At 44.7% G+C, this 15,082-nt stretch carries 14 protein-coding genes; 13 read left to right on the top strand and 1 reads right to left on the bottom strand.

Going from position 1 to position 15,082, the window contains the following annotated elements:
• Nucleotides 1-54: 54 nt before the first annotated feature.
• The 13 genes from amaB to ACFFGT_RS03920 all read left to right on the top strand — a co-directional run bounded on the left by amaB (nucleotide 55) and on the right by ACFFGT_RS03920 (nucleotide 14,182).
• On the top strand, nucleotides 55-1,596 hold the full coding sequence (gene amaB / locus ACFFGT_RS03860; RefSeq protein ID WP_377021189.1) for an L-piperidine-6-carboxylate dehydrogenase: 1,542 nt from the start codon (nucleotides 55-57) through the stop codon (nucleotides 1,594-1,596).
• Between the two features lie 444 nt (nucleotides 1,597-2,040).
• Nucleotides 2,041-3,693 carry a S8 family serine peptidase gene (locus ACFFGT_RS03865; protein ID WP_377021190.1) on the top strand — a complete coding sequence of 551 codons (1,653 nt, stop codon included), beginning with the start codon at nucleotides 2,041-2,043 and terminating at the stop codon, nucleotides 3,691-3,693.
• A 162-nt stretch (nucleotides 3,694-3,855) separates the two neighbouring features.
• Nucleotides 3,856-4,380, top strand: a complete 525-nt coding sequence (locus ACFFGT_RS03870) for a YceD family protein (RefSeq protein WP_377021191.1) — start codon at nucleotides 3,856-3,858, stop codon at nucleotides 4,378-4,380.
• Nucleotides 4,381-4,396: 16 nt separating this feature from the next.
• Nucleotides 4,397-4,588, top strand: a complete 192-nt coding sequence (rpmF, locus tag ACFFGT_RS03875; RefSeq protein ID WP_090534782.1) for a 50S ribosomal protein L32 — start codon at nucleotides 4,397-4,399, stop codon at nucleotides 4,586-4,588.
• 16 nt (nucleotides 4,589-4,604) lie between these two features.
• Nucleotides 4,605-5,543 (top strand): phosphate acyltransferase PlsX, encoded by a 939-nt coding sequence (gene plsX / locus ACFFGT_RS03880; RefSeq protein ID WP_377021192.1) that lies wholly within the window; start codon nucleotides 4,605-4,607, stop codon nucleotides 5,541-5,543.
• Nucleotides 5,544-5,553: 10 nt separating this feature from the next.
• The gene (locus ACFFGT_RS03885) at nucleotides 5,554-6,543 is read left to right on the top strand and encodes a beta-ketoacyl-ACP synthase III (protein ID WP_377021193.1); all 990 of its coding nucleotides are present in this window, start codon (nucleotides 5,554-5,556) and stop codon (nucleotides 6,541-6,543) included.
• Between the two features lie 257 nt (nucleotides 6,544-6,800).
• Nucleotides 6,801-7,274, top strand: coding sequence for an acetyl-CoA carboxylase biotin carboxyl carrier protein (accB, locus tag ACFFGT_RS03890; protein WP_377021194.1), 474 nt, complete (start codon nucleotides 6,801-6,803; stop codon nucleotides 7,272-7,274).
• Between the two features lie 147 nt (nucleotides 7,275-7,421).
• Nucleotides 7,422-8,756 (top strand): acetyl-CoA carboxylase biotin carboxylase subunit, encoded by a 1,335-nt coding sequence (accC, locus tag ACFFGT_RS03895; RefSeq protein WP_377021195.1) that lies wholly within the window; start codon nucleotides 7,422-7,424, stop codon nucleotides 8,754-8,756.
• A 75-nt stretch (nucleotides 8,757-8,831) separates the two neighbouring features.
• Entirely contained in the window at nucleotides 8,832-9,701 is an 870-nt protein-coding gene (gene tatC / locus ACFFGT_RS03900; RefSeq protein ID WP_377021196.1) for a twin-arginine translocase subunit TatC, read from the top strand.
• A 174-nt stretch (nucleotides 9,702-9,875) separates the two neighbouring features.
• On the top strand, nucleotides 9,876-10,313 hold the full coding sequence (rpiB, locus tag ACFFGT_RS03905) for a ribose 5-phosphate isomerase B (RefSeq protein WP_377021197.1): 438 nt from the start codon (nucleotides 9,876-9,878) through the stop codon (nucleotides 10,311-10,313).
• 150 nt (nucleotides 10,314-10,463) lie between these two features.
• The gene (locus tag ACFFGT_RS03910) at nucleotides 10,464-12,026 is read left to right on the top strand and encodes a M28 family peptidase (protein WP_377021198.1); all 1,563 of its coding nucleotides are present in this window, start codon (nucleotides 10,464-10,466) and stop codon (nucleotides 12,024-12,026) included.
• Nucleotides 12,027-12,242: 216 nt separating this feature from the next.
• A complete protein-coding gene (locus tag ACFFGT_RS03915; protein WP_377021199.1) occupies nucleotides 12,243-13,631 on the top strand; it encodes a LutB/LldF family L-lactate oxidation iron-sulfur protein in 1,389 nt (462 codons plus the stop codon).
• Between the two features lie 2 nt (nucleotides 13,632-13,633).
• Nucleotides 13,634-14,182: a dihydrofolate reductase family protein gene (locus ACFFGT_RS03920; RefSeq protein ID WP_377021200.1), complete on the top strand. Its 549-nt coding sequence runs from the start codon at nucleotides 13,634-13,636 to the stop codon at nucleotides 14,180-14,182.
• A gap of 306 nt (nucleotides 14,183-14,488) precedes the next feature.
• Here ACFFGT_RS03920 and ACFFGT_RS03925 read toward each other — a convergent pair whose 3' ends face one another.
• Nucleotides 14,489-15,049, bottom strand: a complete 561-nt coding sequence (locus tag ACFFGT_RS03925; protein WP_377021201.1) for a hypothetical protein — start codon at nucleotides 15,047-15,049, stop codon at nucleotides 14,489-14,491.
• Between the last annotated feature and the right edge of the window lie 33 nt (nucleotides 15,050-15,082).

Below are 15,082 nucleotides of genomic sequence, written 5' to 3' on the forward strand. Positions count from 1 at the left end.
AACGATGGTAAAAAATTGCCTTAAAGATTTCTACCTTTGGCAAAAGTAACAATTATGGAACCTAATATTTCAGATATCCTAAAACGTTTACATATAAACGATATAAACGATGCCTTTAGTACAGGCAGCACCTGGGGCAGCAGCGCCGGTGCCGCCGTAAAAGATATAACATCACCGGTTGACGGTAAAAAGATAGCTTCGGTACGCCTGGCAACCGAAACTGATTATAACCAGGCGGTTGAACGAGCAGCCAAAGCATTTAAAACCTGGCGTAAAACCCCGGGGCCCAAACGCGGCGAAATAGTACGCCAGATTGGTGAAGCCTTGCGTGCCGCCAAGCAGGACCTGGGCACTTTGGTATCATACGAAATGGGCAAAAGCCTGCAGGAAGGCCTGGGCGAAGTGCAGGAAATGATAGATATTGCTGATTTTGCCGTAGGCCTGAGCCGCCAGCTGTATGGCCTAACCATGCACAGCGAAAGGCCCGAACACCGCATGTATGAGCAATATCACCCGCTGGGGATTGTTGGTATTATTTCGGCATTTAACTTCCCGGTAGCGGTTTGGAGCTGGAACTCCCTGCTGGCCTGGGTTTGCGGTGATGTTTGTATCTGGAAACCATCCGAAAAAACGCCATTAACCGCTATTGCCTGTCAGCATATAGCACAGGGCGTTTTTAAAAAGAATAATATTGAAGATGGCGTTTCATGCCTGGTAATTGGCGACCGTAACATTGGCGAACTGATGGCGGCTGATACACGCGTTCCGTTAGTATCTGCCACCGGTTCAACCCGCATGGGCAAAGCAGTGAGCGCGGCAGTTGGCGCAAGGCTGGGCAAAAGCCTGCTGGAGCTTGGCGGTAATAATTCCATTATCATCAGCGAAAATGCAGATTTAGATATGTCGCTCATTGGCGCAGTGTTTGGCGCGGTGGGCACTGCCGGTCAGCGTTGTACCAGTACCCGCAGGCTCATTATTCATGAAAGTGTGTACGATGCATTTAAACAAAAACTGGTTAGCGCTTACGGGCAGATCAGGATAGGCAACCCACTTGATGAGCATAACCACATGGGGCCGCTCATTGATACTGATGCGGTTGCCTTATACCTTGATTCGATTGAGAAATGCAAGGCCGAGGGCGGCAATTTTGTGGTTGAGGGCGGCAAGCTGGAAGGTACGGGCTATGAATCGGGCTGTTATGTAAAGCCCTGTATTGCCGAGGTTGAAAATCACTTTAAGATAGTGCAGCATGAAACCTTTGCCCCTGTCCTTTACCTGATCAAATACAGCACTATTGAGGAAGCAATAGATTTGCAGAATGGTGTTCCGCAGGGGTTATCATCAGCCATCATGACCAATAATTTGCGTGAGGCAGAACAATTTTTATCATACGCTGGTTCTGATTGTGGAATTGCCAATGTTAACATCGGCACTTCCGGAGCTGAAATAGGCGGTGCGTTTGGCGGCGAAAAGGAAACCGGCGGCGGCCGTGAATCAGGCTCGGATGCGTGGAAAGTTTATATGAGGCGGCAAACCAATACTATTAACTATTCAAAAACGTTGCCTTTAGCCCAGGGGATAAAGTTTGATTTGTAAATTTCTGAACCGGGATTTGGGGGGATTTTTAAGATTTATGGGATTTGCTTGTCTTATTTTTATAAGCAGGACAAGAAATAAAATCCTGTCCATCCCCACAATCCACCCAAATCCCGGTTCAGACAGCGTTAGGGATAGCAGCGGATACCGGCCACGTGGCTAATGCCCCGATGGGTATCGGGGTGGACTCTGCAGGCGTATGAGCGGATAGCCCGGCCGCAGGCAACGCCCTGATGGATTTGGGATTTCGGATGTTCGATTTCGGATTTGTCTGAACCGGAATTAAACGAATTAAAGAATTTATAGAATTTGCTTAGCATTCTGTTAATTCATGAATTCGACAAATTCGAGTTCAGGCAAAAAATAGACAATAAAATAATTAAACTAAAACGATCTGTCAACGTCTTTACCCGTATAAAGGCACATTAATATTTAAACGAGTTCATGTTCAATTTTTGTAAGTACGTAAGCGCAACCACTTTATCAGCAGCATTATTAATTAATTTACCAGCATCGGCACAGCAAATACCCGCGGCCGAACCTGCCCCGCCAAAAGCATGGCACCTGCTTGATTTAAAGGAGAGCGGCTTTTACGGCATCAGTTTAAAGCAGGCTTATTTGTTTGTACAAGGCAAAAAAAGCAAGCCCGTTGTTGTTGCAACTATCGATAGCGGTGCCGATACGCTGCAAACCGACCTGAAAACTGTGTTATGGGTAAATAAAAAAGAAATTCCGGGAAACGGCATTGATGACGATCATAACGGTTATATTGATGATATCCATGGCTGGAACTTTTTAGGCGGCCCCGGCGGAAAAGCCGATTTTACCCAAACTACCGAGGAGGTGCGTGAGTACAATAAACTGAAAGGTAAATACACTTCGGTAACTGATTCCACTGCTGCCCCTAATAAAAAAGAGTACGCTTACTGGGTTCGCGTTAAAACTGTTTATGACTCAACCGTAAATAAAGCTAATACCGAAATTGGTCAGCTTTCGCCGGTAATGAACGCTTTGATGGTAACCAGCGGGTACATTAAACGCGGTCTTAATTTGCCAGCCAATGGCACCTTTACCCAGGCCGATCTGGTACGGGTGAAAGCCACCAACGATACTTTAAGCCAAAGTAAATATGTTTGGGAATCGGTGTTTTCGCAGGAAGGCGCAGGTTCAACCAATGCCAAGATCATTAAAGACCTGAGCGAATACCTGGCCAAGCTTAACAACGATGTATCGCCCGATCTTACTTCACGCAAACGCATTGTGGGCGACGATCCGGATACCATGGATGGCAAACCTTATGGTAACAACCTGGTAAAATTTGCCGATGCCGCGCATGGAACAGGAGTAGCCGGACTGATAGGCGCGGTGCGTAATAACAACTACGGCATCAATGGCGTGGCCGATAATGTTAAGCTGATGATTATTAAAGCCGTGCCTAATGGCGATGAGTATGATAAGGACATAGCCAATGCTATCCGCTATGCGGTTGATAACGGTGCCAGGGTGGTTAACATGAGCTTTGGCAAAAAGATCTCGCCGCATAAGGAGTGGGTTGATGCCGCCTTTAAATATGCCGCGTCAAAAAATGTTTTACTGGTGATGGCTGCCGGCAATGATAACCAGGACATGGACACCCAGCCCGAATTTCCGAACGATACTTTTTTAGATGGCTCATCAACCGATGCCGATAACGTGATCAGTGTAGGTGCTTCGGGCCCTAAGATGGGGCAAAACCTTGCCGGCGATTTTTCTAATTACGGCAAAAAAAGCGTGGATATTTTTGCGCCTGGTGTAAAGGTTACCTCTATCACTACCGATGCCGAGGTTGATACCGAAGACGGTACCAGCTTTTCATCGCCAATTACAGCAGGCATAGCTGCTTTGATATTAGAATATTATCCAGGCCTAAGTGCAAAACAGGTAAAAGAAGCCATTTTGGGCTCGGCTACCCCGCTTACCGGCACTATGGTATTAAAGCCCGGCAGCAAAACCGAAAAAGTTGATTTTGCAACGCTTTCAAAAACAGGTGGTATAGTAAATGCGTACAAAGCACTACAGCTTGCCTCAAAAATGAAGGGCGAGGTTTTGTCAAACTAATTTCAATTTAATATAACAGTTATTTTTACATAACGTAAAAATAACTGTTATTCAGTATTTTAGCCGTTGATTACCGCCTTTCAACTCCTCGCAGGAGCAAAATGAAAAAACCCTTTCCAGTTATGGTATTTTTCCCTACATTTGCGGGCTAATTGTTGCTCATTGAAATCGCTTAAAAAATATTCGATTCCCTTTACGGGGCTTAAACTTGGGAAGCACCAGTTTGAGTATGACATACAGGATGACTTTTTTGATGAGTTTGAATACTCGCTCGTTAAAAAGGCAACCCTGCATTGTGAGGTTGAACTGGACAAACAGGAAACTATGCTGATCCTGAACTTTAAGATAGATGGTGTTGTTGATACCACCTGCGACAGATGCCTGGCACAATTGCCGCAGCAACTGGATATTGAAGAACAGCAGATAGCTAAGTTTAGCGATGAGCCGGTTGATGAGGATGAAGAAATTATAGCCATTGGTAAAAATGATCACGAGATCAATATAGCCGGGCTTATTTACGAATATATTAACGTTGCAGTGCCATTTATATCGGTTTGCGGCGACGAGGGTAACACCTCATATTGTGATAAAGAAATGCTTGACAGGATTAATAACCTATCGGCAAATGGTGAACAAAGTGAGCAGGCAGACCCACGGTGGGATGCGCTCAGGAAAATGAATAAATAATTAATATTAGGATATTATGCCACATCCAAAGCGGAAATTTTCAAAATCAAGGAGAGATAAACGCAGAACTCATTACAAAGCGGAAGCTCCAACTTTAACTACCTGCCAAACTACAGGCGCTGTGCATTTACCGCACAGGGCATACACTGTTGATGGTAATGTTTACTACAACGGTAAAGTTCTTATTGAGAAAGCAGCAGTAGCATAAGTTTAATTTTCTGAAAATGAAGATTGGCTTAGATATTATGGGCGGTGATTACGCTCCCAAAGCAGCTGTTTTAGGAGCTATCGAAGCTTATAAAACTTTATCTGCCGACCAGAAACTGGTACTTATTGGCGATAAGGAAGCTACAGTAAATATTCTTCAGGAAAATGGTGTAAGCCCTGATAACTTCGAGTTTGTACACACAACCGAAGTTATTGGTATGGGCGAGCATCCTACCAAAGCTATTGTTCAGAAGCCTGATTCGAGCATATCAGTTGGTTTTCAACTGCTTAAAGCCGGCGAAATTCAGGCTTTCTCATCGGCTGGTAACACCGGTGCCATGCTTGTTGGTGCCATGTTCAGCGTAAAAACTATTCCGGGTGTTGTACGCCCGGCAATGACTACTATTGTACCCAAACTTAAAGGAGGTTTGGGTATTTTGTTGGATGTAGGTGCCAACGCCGATTGCAAACCCGATGTGCTTGTTCAGTTCGGTGTGCTCGGCAGCTTGTTTGCCCAGGCAGTTTATGATATCAGCAACCCGCGGGTTGCCCTCATGAACATTGGCGAAGAAGAGGAAAAAGGTAATATCCTTAGCCAGGCTACCTACCCCTTAATGAAAGCAACAACGTTGTTTAACTTTGTTGGTAATGTTGAAGGGCGCGATCTTTTTAGCGAAAGTGCCGATGTGTACGTATGCGATGGTTTTACAGGCAATGTAATATTAAAGCTTGCCGAATCGTTTTACGTTATAACGCGGAAGAAACAGCTGAAGGACGAGTTTTTTGACAGGTTTAATTATGAGCAGTATGGTGGCAGCCCGATATTGGGTGTAAATGCCCCCGTTGTTGTTGGTCATGGCATCTCGAGCCCAGAGGCTATAAAAAACATGGTCCTTTTATCAAGGAACATGGTTGAGAGTAACCTCGTTGATAAAATAAAACAAGCATTCCAGTAATTTTATAAAGATGAGTAAAGTTCATGCCGCTATTACCGCTGTACATGGTTACGTTCCCGACTATGTATTAACCAACCAGGAGCTGGAAACAATGGTTGATACAAATGACGAGTGGATAACCAGCCGTACCGGTATCAAAGAGCGACGCATATTAAAAGGCGAAGGCCTTGCTACATCTGATATGGCGGTCCACGCCGTTAACGGGTTATTAAAAAAACGCGGTATCGGTGCTGATGAGATCGACCTTATCATCTTTTGCACTACCACCCCCGATATGATCTTCCCGGCTGCGGCCAACATTTTAGGCGCTAAAATAGGTGCTAAAAACGCATGGGGATTTGATTTGCAGGCAGCCTGTTCGGGTTTCCTTTTCGGCTTAACATCTGGCGCCCAATTCATTGAAAGCGGTAAACACAAAAAAGTATTGGTAGTAGGCGGCGATAAAATGTCGGCTATTGTTAATTACGAAGACCGTGCTACCTGTATCATTTTTGGCGATGGCTGCGGTGCCGTATTACTTGAACCCAATGAAGAAGGTAACGGTGTTATCGATTCTATCCTAAAAAGCGATGGCGCGGGTGCGCAGTATTTAAACCTTAAAGCAGGCGGTTCACTGAAACCGGCAAGCCACGAAACGGTTGATGCCAAAGAACACTATGCTTACCAGGAAGGCCAGGCGGTGTTTAAATTTGCAGTAACCAACATGGCTGATGTTGCCCACGAGGTAATGGAGCGTAACCACCTTACGGGCGAAGATATTGCCTGGCTGGTGCCACACCAGGCCAACAAGCGGATCATTGATGCTACGGCAAACCGTACAGGCATCAGCCCCGATAAGGTGATTATCAATATTGAACGTTATGGTAATACTACCAACGGCACTATCCCGCTTTGTTTGTGGGAATGGGAGAGCAAGTTTAAAAAAGGGGACAACCTTATTTTAGCGGCTTTTGGCGGTGGCTTTACCTGGGGCTCGGTATATTTGAAATGGGCTTATTGATTTCGGATGTGCAGGTTTCAGATGTGCGGATGTGCAAATTTTTATTAAAAAGCATATTTCAGGTATCAAAAAATTAAAACATCCGTAAACAGCGCCTGTTATCTGCTTATGAGTAATGCAAACAAACTGAAACTAATAGTAATCCGGTCGCTAATTAATTAATCAACATATAATCCGCATATCTGCACATTTGCATATCTGCACATTTGAGTATAACTTAGATATAAACTTTGTCCAAAACCAATTAATCCTTAAACATGGATATTAAACAAATTCAGGACCTTATTCGCTTTGTTTCCAAATCGGGCGTGAACGAAGTATCAATCGAGCAAAAAGATTTTAAGATCACAATAAAAACCAACGAGGTACAGCCTACGGTGGTTCATGCTACTATCCCGGCTGTTACGCAACCCGTTACGCCGGTATTGCCAACCGCACCTGCTGCTGTGCCAACCGAGCCTGCTGCACCTTCCGGTCCTGATACATCGAAATACATTACCGTTAAATCACCAATGATCGGTACTTTTTACCGCTCATCAAGCCCGGATAAACCCCTGTTTGTTAATGTTGGCGACGAGATTAAACCAGGCTCTGTAGTATGTATCATTGAGGCCATGAAACTATTCAATGAAATTGAATCAGAAGTTTCGGGCCGTATAGTAAAAGTACTTGTTGATAACGCCTCACCTGTTGAGTACGATCAGCCACTGTTTTTAGTAGAACCAGTTTAGTTGATGAACTGATGTGCAAATTATAAATGTGCAAATGATATTTAATTCGTTTGCACATTTATAATTTACATATTTGCCCATCAATCATTCGTTAATATTTTCATCTGCATATTTGCACATCTGTAATTTGCACATCAAAGAAAAACAATGTTTAAAAAAATATTAATAGCTAACCGTGGCGAGATCGCCCTTCGTATTATCCGTACCTGTAAGGAAATGGGTATTAAAACGGTTGCTGTATATTCAACTGCCGACCGCGATAGTCTGCATGTTCGCTTTGCCGACGAGGCTGTTTGTATCGGTCCGCCGCCAAGCCGCGATTCATATTTAAATATTCCTAACATCATTTCAGCAGCCGAATTAACCAACGCCGATGCTATCCATCCAGGTTATGGTTTCCTGTCTGAAAATGCTAAGTTTTCGGCCATTTGCGCTGAGTATGGTATCAAATTTATTGGTGCAACTGCCGAGCAGATCAACCAGATGGGTGATAAAGCTTCGGCTAAGGATACCATGAAAAAAGCCGGTGTGCCTATCGTTCCCGGTTCTGATGGTTTGCTTACCGATGTTAAATCGGGTATTGCTATCGCCAACAAAATTGGCTACCCTATTATATTGAAAGCTACTGCCGGTGGTGGTGGCCGTGGTATGCGTATTGTTTGGAAAGACGAAGAGTTTGAGAACGCCTGGGACTCGGCCCGTGCCGAATCAGGTGCTGCCTTTGGCAACGATGGCTTATACCTTGAAAAATATGTTCAGGACCCGCGCCACATCGAAATTCAGGTTGTGGGCGACCAGTTTGGTAAAGTATGCCATCTTTCTGAGCGCGATTGCTCTATTCAGCGCCGTCACCAAAAACTGGTTGAAGAATCACCTTCGCCTTTTATGACCGAAAAGCTTCGTAAAAAAATGGGCGAGGCTGCTATTAAAGGCGCCAAAGCCGTTTCATATGAAGGTGCGGGTACAGTAGAGTTTTTGGTTGATAAAGACCGTAACTTTTACTTCATGGAGATGAATACCCGCATCCAGGTTGAACACCCGGTTACCGAAGAGGTGATCAACTTCGACCTGATCAAGGAGCAAATTAAAGTTGCTGCAGGGATCCCTATCTCAGGTAAAAACTACGAGCCAACAATGCACGCCATTGAATGCCGTATCAATGCCGAAGATCCGTTTAACAATTTCCGCCCATCACCAGGTAAAATAACCAATTTCCACTCGCCAGGTGGTCATGGTGTACGTATTGATACACACGTGTACACAGGTTACGTTATTCCGCCTAACTACGATTCAATGATTGCCAAGGTTATTTGCGTGGCCCAAACCCGCGATGAAGCTTTAAGCACTATGGAACGCGCATTGAGCGAATTTGTGATTGAAGGGGTAAAAACCACCATTCCATTCCACTTAAAATTATTGAAGGATCCTAACTTCCGCGCTGGTAATTTTACCACCAAGTTTATGGATACATTTGAATTATAAAAATAAATTCAAACTATCTTCATACTATAAAACGTATTTAGCACGATAGCGTTTATACAGCGGTATATATTTACAATGAGCGACAACAAGATCATCAAGGCCATAAAGGATAAAGGTAAAACGTTAGAGGCAGAAATGTCGTTCTTTGATCACCTCGAGGCCTTAAGGTGGCACCTCGTGAGAGCTTCGATAGCCATTGTAGTATTTACCGCTGTTGTTTTTTACTACTACGACTGGATATTTGAAACCATTATTATGGGGCCCAGCAAGTCAACTTTCTGGACTTACCGCATGCTTTGCAAAATCGGCGCTGCCCTGCACCGTGATGGCTTTTGTGTTAGTAATGTAAAGATCCACCTCATCAATACCGAACTGGCCGGTCAGTTCACGCTCCAGATCAACTCGGCATTAATAATTGGTATCACGCTGGGCGTTCCATACCTCATCTGGGAGATCTGGCGATTTATAAAACCTGCGTTACACGACAAAGAACGTAAAGCTGCTACGGGCTTTGTATTTTATGCCTGTGTGCTTTTCTTTTTAGGTGTTTTGTTCGGTTACTACGTGATCACCCCAATGTCAATCAATTTCCTGTCGAACTACACCGTGAGCTCGGCTATCGAAAACTTGATTGATACCGACTCTTACCTGTCGTCAGTAGCAACCCTTACCCTTGCAACCGGCCTTGTTTTCCAATTGCCTATACTGGTTTATATATTAGCTAACCTGGGTATCATGACACCTAAATTCATGAAAGAAACCCGCCGTTACGCTATTGTAGTGATCCTGATCATAGCCGCTGTGGTTACCCCGACGCCTGATATGCTTACCATGACTGTGGTTAGTATCCCACTGTTTGCGTTGTATGAGGTGAGTATAATTGTAGCCGGCCTTGTTGAAAAACGCAAGATCAAAAAGGAGTTGGAATTCGAAAAAGGGAACTGATCCTGATTACCGTAGGGAGCCGTTAATAAGCTGTTTTTTATCGTGCCCGTAGCAAAAAAGTGAGATCTGCATATTTTTTGATTGCATTAATCACCTTTTGAACAAGTACACATTAGCCTGTTTATAACAAATTATTTACCTTTAAAAAGTGATAAAACGTTATACTTTTGATAAATGAAGCAAGGATTAAAAATCGCTATCGGTTCGGATCACGCCGGGTATGAATACAAACAAATTTTAACAGAAGCCCTTTCATCTGCCGAAGTAAAAGATTTCGGCACTTATTCGTCCGAATCGGTTGATTACCCTGATTTTGCACATCCTGTAGCCAATGCCGTTGAAAGCGGCGAATGCGATCTGGGCATCCTGATTTGTGGTGCAGCCAACGGTGTAGCCATAACTGCCAACAAACACCAGGGCATCCGTGCTGCTATTTGCTGGAAAGAAGAAATTGCTGTACTGGCCCGCAGCCATAATAACGCAAACATAGTTTGCGTACCCGCCCGCTTTGTTACCCCCGAAGAAGCGAAGGCCATAGTAACTACATTTTTGAATACTGAATTTGAAGGCGGCAGGCATGCCCATCGCGTGGGGAAAATTGCCTGCGCTTGATTTAGGCTGGAAAAGGTTAAAGGTAAAAGGCGAAAGGTAAAAGGTTTTTTTTATCTCTTCCCTCGCTTTGCAAGATGCAGCTACCTTTCGCCTTTAACCTTTTGCCTTTGACCTCAAATTCACCTAAAAAAAGAACTATTAACTAAAAGAATGAATAAATTACCACTATTGCTTATCGCGCTGGCCTCGGCAACTACGGCCTGTGCCCAGCAGAACGCCACGGCAGTAAAATATGCCGGGCTGATCACTGCCGACGACGCGAAAAAGCACCTGAGCATCCTGGCATCGGATGCGTTTGAAGGCCGCGAAACCGGTAAACCCGGCGCCGAAAAAGCCGCTAATTACATAGCCGGCGAGTTTAAAAAATTAGGGCTTGAGGCCCCGGTTAACGGATCGTACTTTTTTGATGTGCCCCTTACCGAAAATGCCTTGAAAGTAACGGCATTTACCGTTAACGGCAAATCATTTGAGTTTGGTACCGATTTCTTTTTGGGCGGTGCATTCCCTGATAAAAGCACATCTGTAAATGATGTTGTTTTTGTTGGCTACGGCACCGATGCCGAAATAGGCAACACCGATCTGGCCGGTAAAATTGTACTTTGGATTAACGAAGACAAACCCGAAGCAGGTGTTACCCCCAACACCAGCTACCGTATGAGCACTGCGCGTACCAAAACGGTAAAAAACTTACAAAGCAAAAACCCGGCTATTATATTGGCTGCTAACCCTGGTATTGCAGCAGCACTGGCCCGCTTTGGCAAAAGTGTAACAAGTCCGCGGTTAACCATTAAAGATGGCGCAGCTAAACCGGCAAATACCAATGCCCCTGTATTTAACATCACTGCTGCAGTAGCCGATGAGCTGGTAAAGCCAATAGGTAAAACCTATGCCGATCTTAAATCTGCTTCGGCAGCGGCGGTTACGCCTGCAATTGATATTAAAAACAACGTAGTTGTAAACTACGTAACTACCAGAAAAGATGTAAAAGCGGTTGACGTATTAGGCTACATGCCGGGTACCGATCTGAAAGATGAGGTATTGATCTTCTCTGCACATTATGACCACATCGGCTTAAATCCGGATGAAAAAGCCAAAGATAAAGTAAATAATGGCGCCGACGATGATGGTTCAGGTACTACCGGCATTTTGGAAATTGCCCGCGCTTTTTCTAAAGCTAAGAAAGATGGTCACGGCCCGCGCCGCAGTATCCTGTTTTTAGGTAACGTTGGCGAGGAGAAAGGCTTGTTGGGTTCTGAGTATTACTCAGATCATCCTGTATTCCCGCTGGCAAATACCATTACCGATTTAAATATTGATATGATCGGTCGTGTAGGTGAAGAGTACATTGGCAAACCCGATTCTGCAAACTATGTATATCCTATCGGTTCGGCAATGCTGAGCAAGGAGCTGCATGAAATTGGTGAAAACGCTAATAATACCTATACGCATTTAAAACTTGACTATAAGTATGATGATCCTAATGATCCTAACAGGTTTTACTACCGCAGTGATCACTACAATTTTGCAAAACACGGCGTGCCTATCATTTTCTACTTTAACGGCGTACATGCCGATTACCACCAGCCAGGCGATGAAGTAAGCAAGATCAACTTCCCGCTGCTGGCCAAACGTGCTCAGTTGGTATTTTATACCGGCTGGGAGCTTGCCAACCGCGATAAGCGCCCTGTAGTGGATGCTGCTGGTGGGAAGTAGTGAGTGGTTGATTGGGTTGATTAGGTGAGTGGTTACACTTGCTGAAAATATTTTTTGTAGAGGCGCATCACATGCGCCTCTTTTTATTTAAAGGAAAATTGATTTGCGAAAACCATTTAACCAATAAGACGTTCAAAAAACAAAAACCACTCACTTAATCAACCCAATCAACCACTCACCTAAAAACTTAAAAACAAAAACCCTATTTTCGCATATATGGGAGCAACCGCAGAAGAATTTTTGGTAAAATCGGAGGAGAAGGCTTTTGATGCCGATCACCGCCGTATTATCAACTTCAATATTGACCGGTACAATACAGCGGTATCGCGGGGCTTATCGCGCATTATCAATTTAGATAATGCCAAGAAAAAAGGCCACGTGCTTAAGTGGAAGGTGATGGAGAACCTGGATAAGTTTCTCCCTGAGTTTGAGGCCAATTTTCAGAAGCGCGGCGGTAAGGTGATCTGGGCTAATGATATCCAGGAAGCCCAGCGCGAAATCCTGAACATTATCCAAAAAGCCAATGCCAAAACGGTGGTAAAATCCAAATCGATGGTTACCGAAGAGATTCACCTGAATGAGTTTTTGCAGAGCAACCAGATTGAATCACTTGAAACAGATCTGGGCGAGTATATAGTGCAGTTGTTAGGCCAAAAGCCTTACCATATTGTTACCCCCGCCATGCACCTGAGCAAGGAGGATATCGCCAAGCTTTTCCACGAAAAATTTGGTACCCCCATTGATGCCACACCCGAGCAAATTACCCTGAAAGCCCGTGAACTGCTTCGCGAAAAATATATACAGGCCGATGTAGGCATCACCGGTGCCAACTTCCTGCTGGCCGATACCGGCAGTATCGCCATCAGCGAAAACGAAGGCAACGCGCGCCTTTGTACTACCTTCCCTAAAATCCACATTGCTATTGTGGGAATTGAAAAAATCATCCCTTCAATTACCGACCTGGATTTGTTTTGGCCCATGTTATCAACCCACGGCACAGGGCAAAATCTTACCGTTTATAATACCATATTAAGCGGTCCGCGCCGGCCGGATGAAACCGACGGGCCCGAAGAAATGTATGTAGTGCTGCTGGATAATGGCCGTACCAACCTGTTAGCAAAAAAAGACCAGCGCCAGGGGCTTTACTGCATCCGTTGCGGGGCCTGTCTTAACGGTTGCCCTATTTACAAAAACATTGGTGGCCACACTTACGCTACCACTTACAGCGGGCCTATTGGCTCCATCATTACCCCGCATACCCAGGGCATGGAAGATTTTAAACACCTGAGCTATGCCTCAAGCCTTTGCGGCAAATGCACCGAGGTTTGCCCGGTTAAGATAGATATTCATAAAATGCTGCTCCTTAACCGCCGCGATGCGGTGAACGAAAACCTGGTTACCAATAAAGAGCGCTGGGGCTGGGCTATCTGGAAAAAAGGGATGCTTAAACGCAAGCTTACTGATTTTTTGGGCGGTGGTATGAAAAACTTCCTGCTTAAAACTTTCTTTAAACGCACCTGGGGCCATTTGCGCGAGATGCCGCATGTGGCTGATAAATCATTCAGCAAGCAATGGCAGGAGATGAATAACACACCCAAAGAATAACCATGCGTAAAATAATATTAAACCTTGCGGTAAGCCTCGATGGCTTCATTGAAGGCCCAAATGGCGAATATGACTGGTGCCTTGCCGACCAGGATTATGGCATGACCGAGTTTTTAAACAACAGCGATGCTATTTTCATAGGCCGCAAAAGTTACGAGCTGCTGATGAGTACCGATCCTGAAATGTTCGGTGCTTTAAAAATGTATGTTTTTTCGGATACACTTCAGCCATCGCAAAACCCCAATACTGAAATTGTTAAGAGTGCTGATTTTAAAGCGCGTGTTGAAGAGATCAGCAATCAGGCAGGCGGCAATATCTGGCTGTTTGGCGGGGCAAACCTCGTTGCTGATTTTATTGAGCAGGGCTTTATTACAGAGTTTATGCTCTCGGTACACCCTATTATTTTAGGCGCAGGGAAATTGTTATTTACCGGTTCAAAAGAGCGTACTGAACTCATATTGCTGAGTAGTGAGCAATTTTCGAGTGGGTTGGTACAGCTTAGGTATGCCATTAAGCCCAAATTTGATCTGAGCATGCTTGATGGGATGTAGAGAGTGAGGAAAAGGGCTTAAAAAAACTGTCATTTCGACGAACCAGCGAGGGTAACTGTGCGTAGGGCGGAGGAGAAATCTTATACGCCCTATTTTTTAACCATGCATGCAGTTTTGCAGGGCGTAGAAGATTTCTCTTTCGCGCCACCCCTCAGTCCCTACGTCGCTCTATCGAAATGACATTTTTTAATTTAGATAAAATTTGAAAAGGCCGATTCATTGCCGTTGGTTTTAACCAACGGGGATATGCACAAACAAAGCTTGGGCTTTAGCCCAAATCGCTTACGAAGTTAACGCCCTAAGCTTTTATCCAACCTGAATCACCACAAAATCCTTCTGCATCCGCTTCACCTGTTCGGCCATGCGTTTAATGAACAGGTAATTTGCTGTGCCGCCAATCACTGCACCTACCACAGGCACCAGGCGTTCGGCAGTGCGGGTACCTAATATCATGAGCAAACGTTCTGCAATGCCTTCCATCATGCCCCTGGTAATGGCTACGCCGGCCTCTACCCTAACGGATGTTGCCACTAATGACATGAAATCTTCAAATCCATTGTCGTAAGTGCCCCGGTAATAATACATGATGCCCATAATAGCCCTGAACTGCTGGGTTATCAGGTTGATGAAATCAAAAGGGATCCCGGCTATCAGTGTAAACATGCCGCCACTGCCGGCCATAGCGCCCGAGCCTGCCGCAAGGCAGGCGCACTGGTTAATAAAACCTTCGAGACCAAGCTTATCAACACCGTTTTTTATCTTAAGCTGATCCACACTTTCAAATATTTTCCTAAACCCGGTATGGGCAAGGTTTTCGGTATGCAAGCGGAGCTCAGTACGTATTTTATTGATTTTGATGAGTTTCATTGTTGGTTGGTTATTAAACCGGATAACACCCGG

It is taken from the genome of Mucilaginibacter angelicae (assembly GCF_042434235.1).
GTDB classification, from domain to species: Bacteria; Bacteroidota; Bacteroidia; order Sphingobacteriales; family Sphingobacteriaceae; genus Mucilaginibacter; species Mucilaginibacter angelicae.

Bases quoted from the DNA above. Each gene is read 5' to 3' on its own strand.
- ACFFGT_RS03915 (WP_377021199.1), top strand. From the start codon at position 12,243: ATGGGAGCAACCGCAGAAGAATTTTTGGTAAAATCGGAGGAGAAGGCT.
- accB (WP_377021194.1), top strand. From the start codon at position 6,801: ATGGATATTAAACAAATTCAGGACCTTATTCGCTTTGTTTCCAAATCG.
- ACFFGT_RS03910 (WP_377021198.1), top strand. From the start codon at position 10,464: ATGAATAAATTACCACTATTGCTTATCGCGCTGGCCTCGGCAACTACG.
- plsX (WP_377021192.1), top strand. From the start codon at position 4,605: ATGAAGATTGGCTTAGATATTATGGGCGGTGATTACGCTCCCAAAGCA.
- ACFFGT_RS03920 (WP_377021200.1), top strand. From the start codon at position 13,634: ATGCGTAAAATAATATTAAACCTTGCGGTAAGCCTCGATGGCTTCATT.
- rpiB (WP_377021197.1), top strand. From the start codon at position 9,876: ATGAAGCAAGGATTAAAAATCGCTATCGGTTCGGATCACGCCGGGTAT.
- amaB (WP_377021189.1), top strand. From the start codon at position 55: ATGGAACCTAATATTTCAGATATCCTAAAACGTTTACATATAAACGAT.
- rpmF (WP_090534782.1), top strand. From the start codon at position 4,397: ATGCCACATCCAAAGCGGAAATTTTCAAAATCAAGGAGAGATAAACGC.
- accC (WP_377021195.1), top strand. From the start codon at position 7,422: ATGTTTAAAAAAATATTAATAGCTAACCGTGGCGAGATCGCCCTTCGT.
- ACFFGT_RS03865 (WP_377021190.1), top strand. From the start codon at position 2,041: ATGTTCAATTTTTGTAAGTACGTAAGCGCAACCACTTTATCAGCAGCA.
- ACFFGT_RS03925 (WP_377021201.1), bottom strand. From the start codon at position 15,049: ATGAAACTCATCAAAATCAATAAAATACGTACTGAGCTCCGCTTGCAT.
- tatC (WP_377021196.1), top strand. From the start codon at position 8,832: ATGAGCGACAACAAGATCATCAAGGCCATAAAGGATAAAGGTAAAACG.
- ACFFGT_RS03885 (WP_377021193.1), top strand. From the start codon at position 5,554: ATGAGTAAAGTTCATGCCGCTATTACCGCTGTACATGGTTACGTTCCC.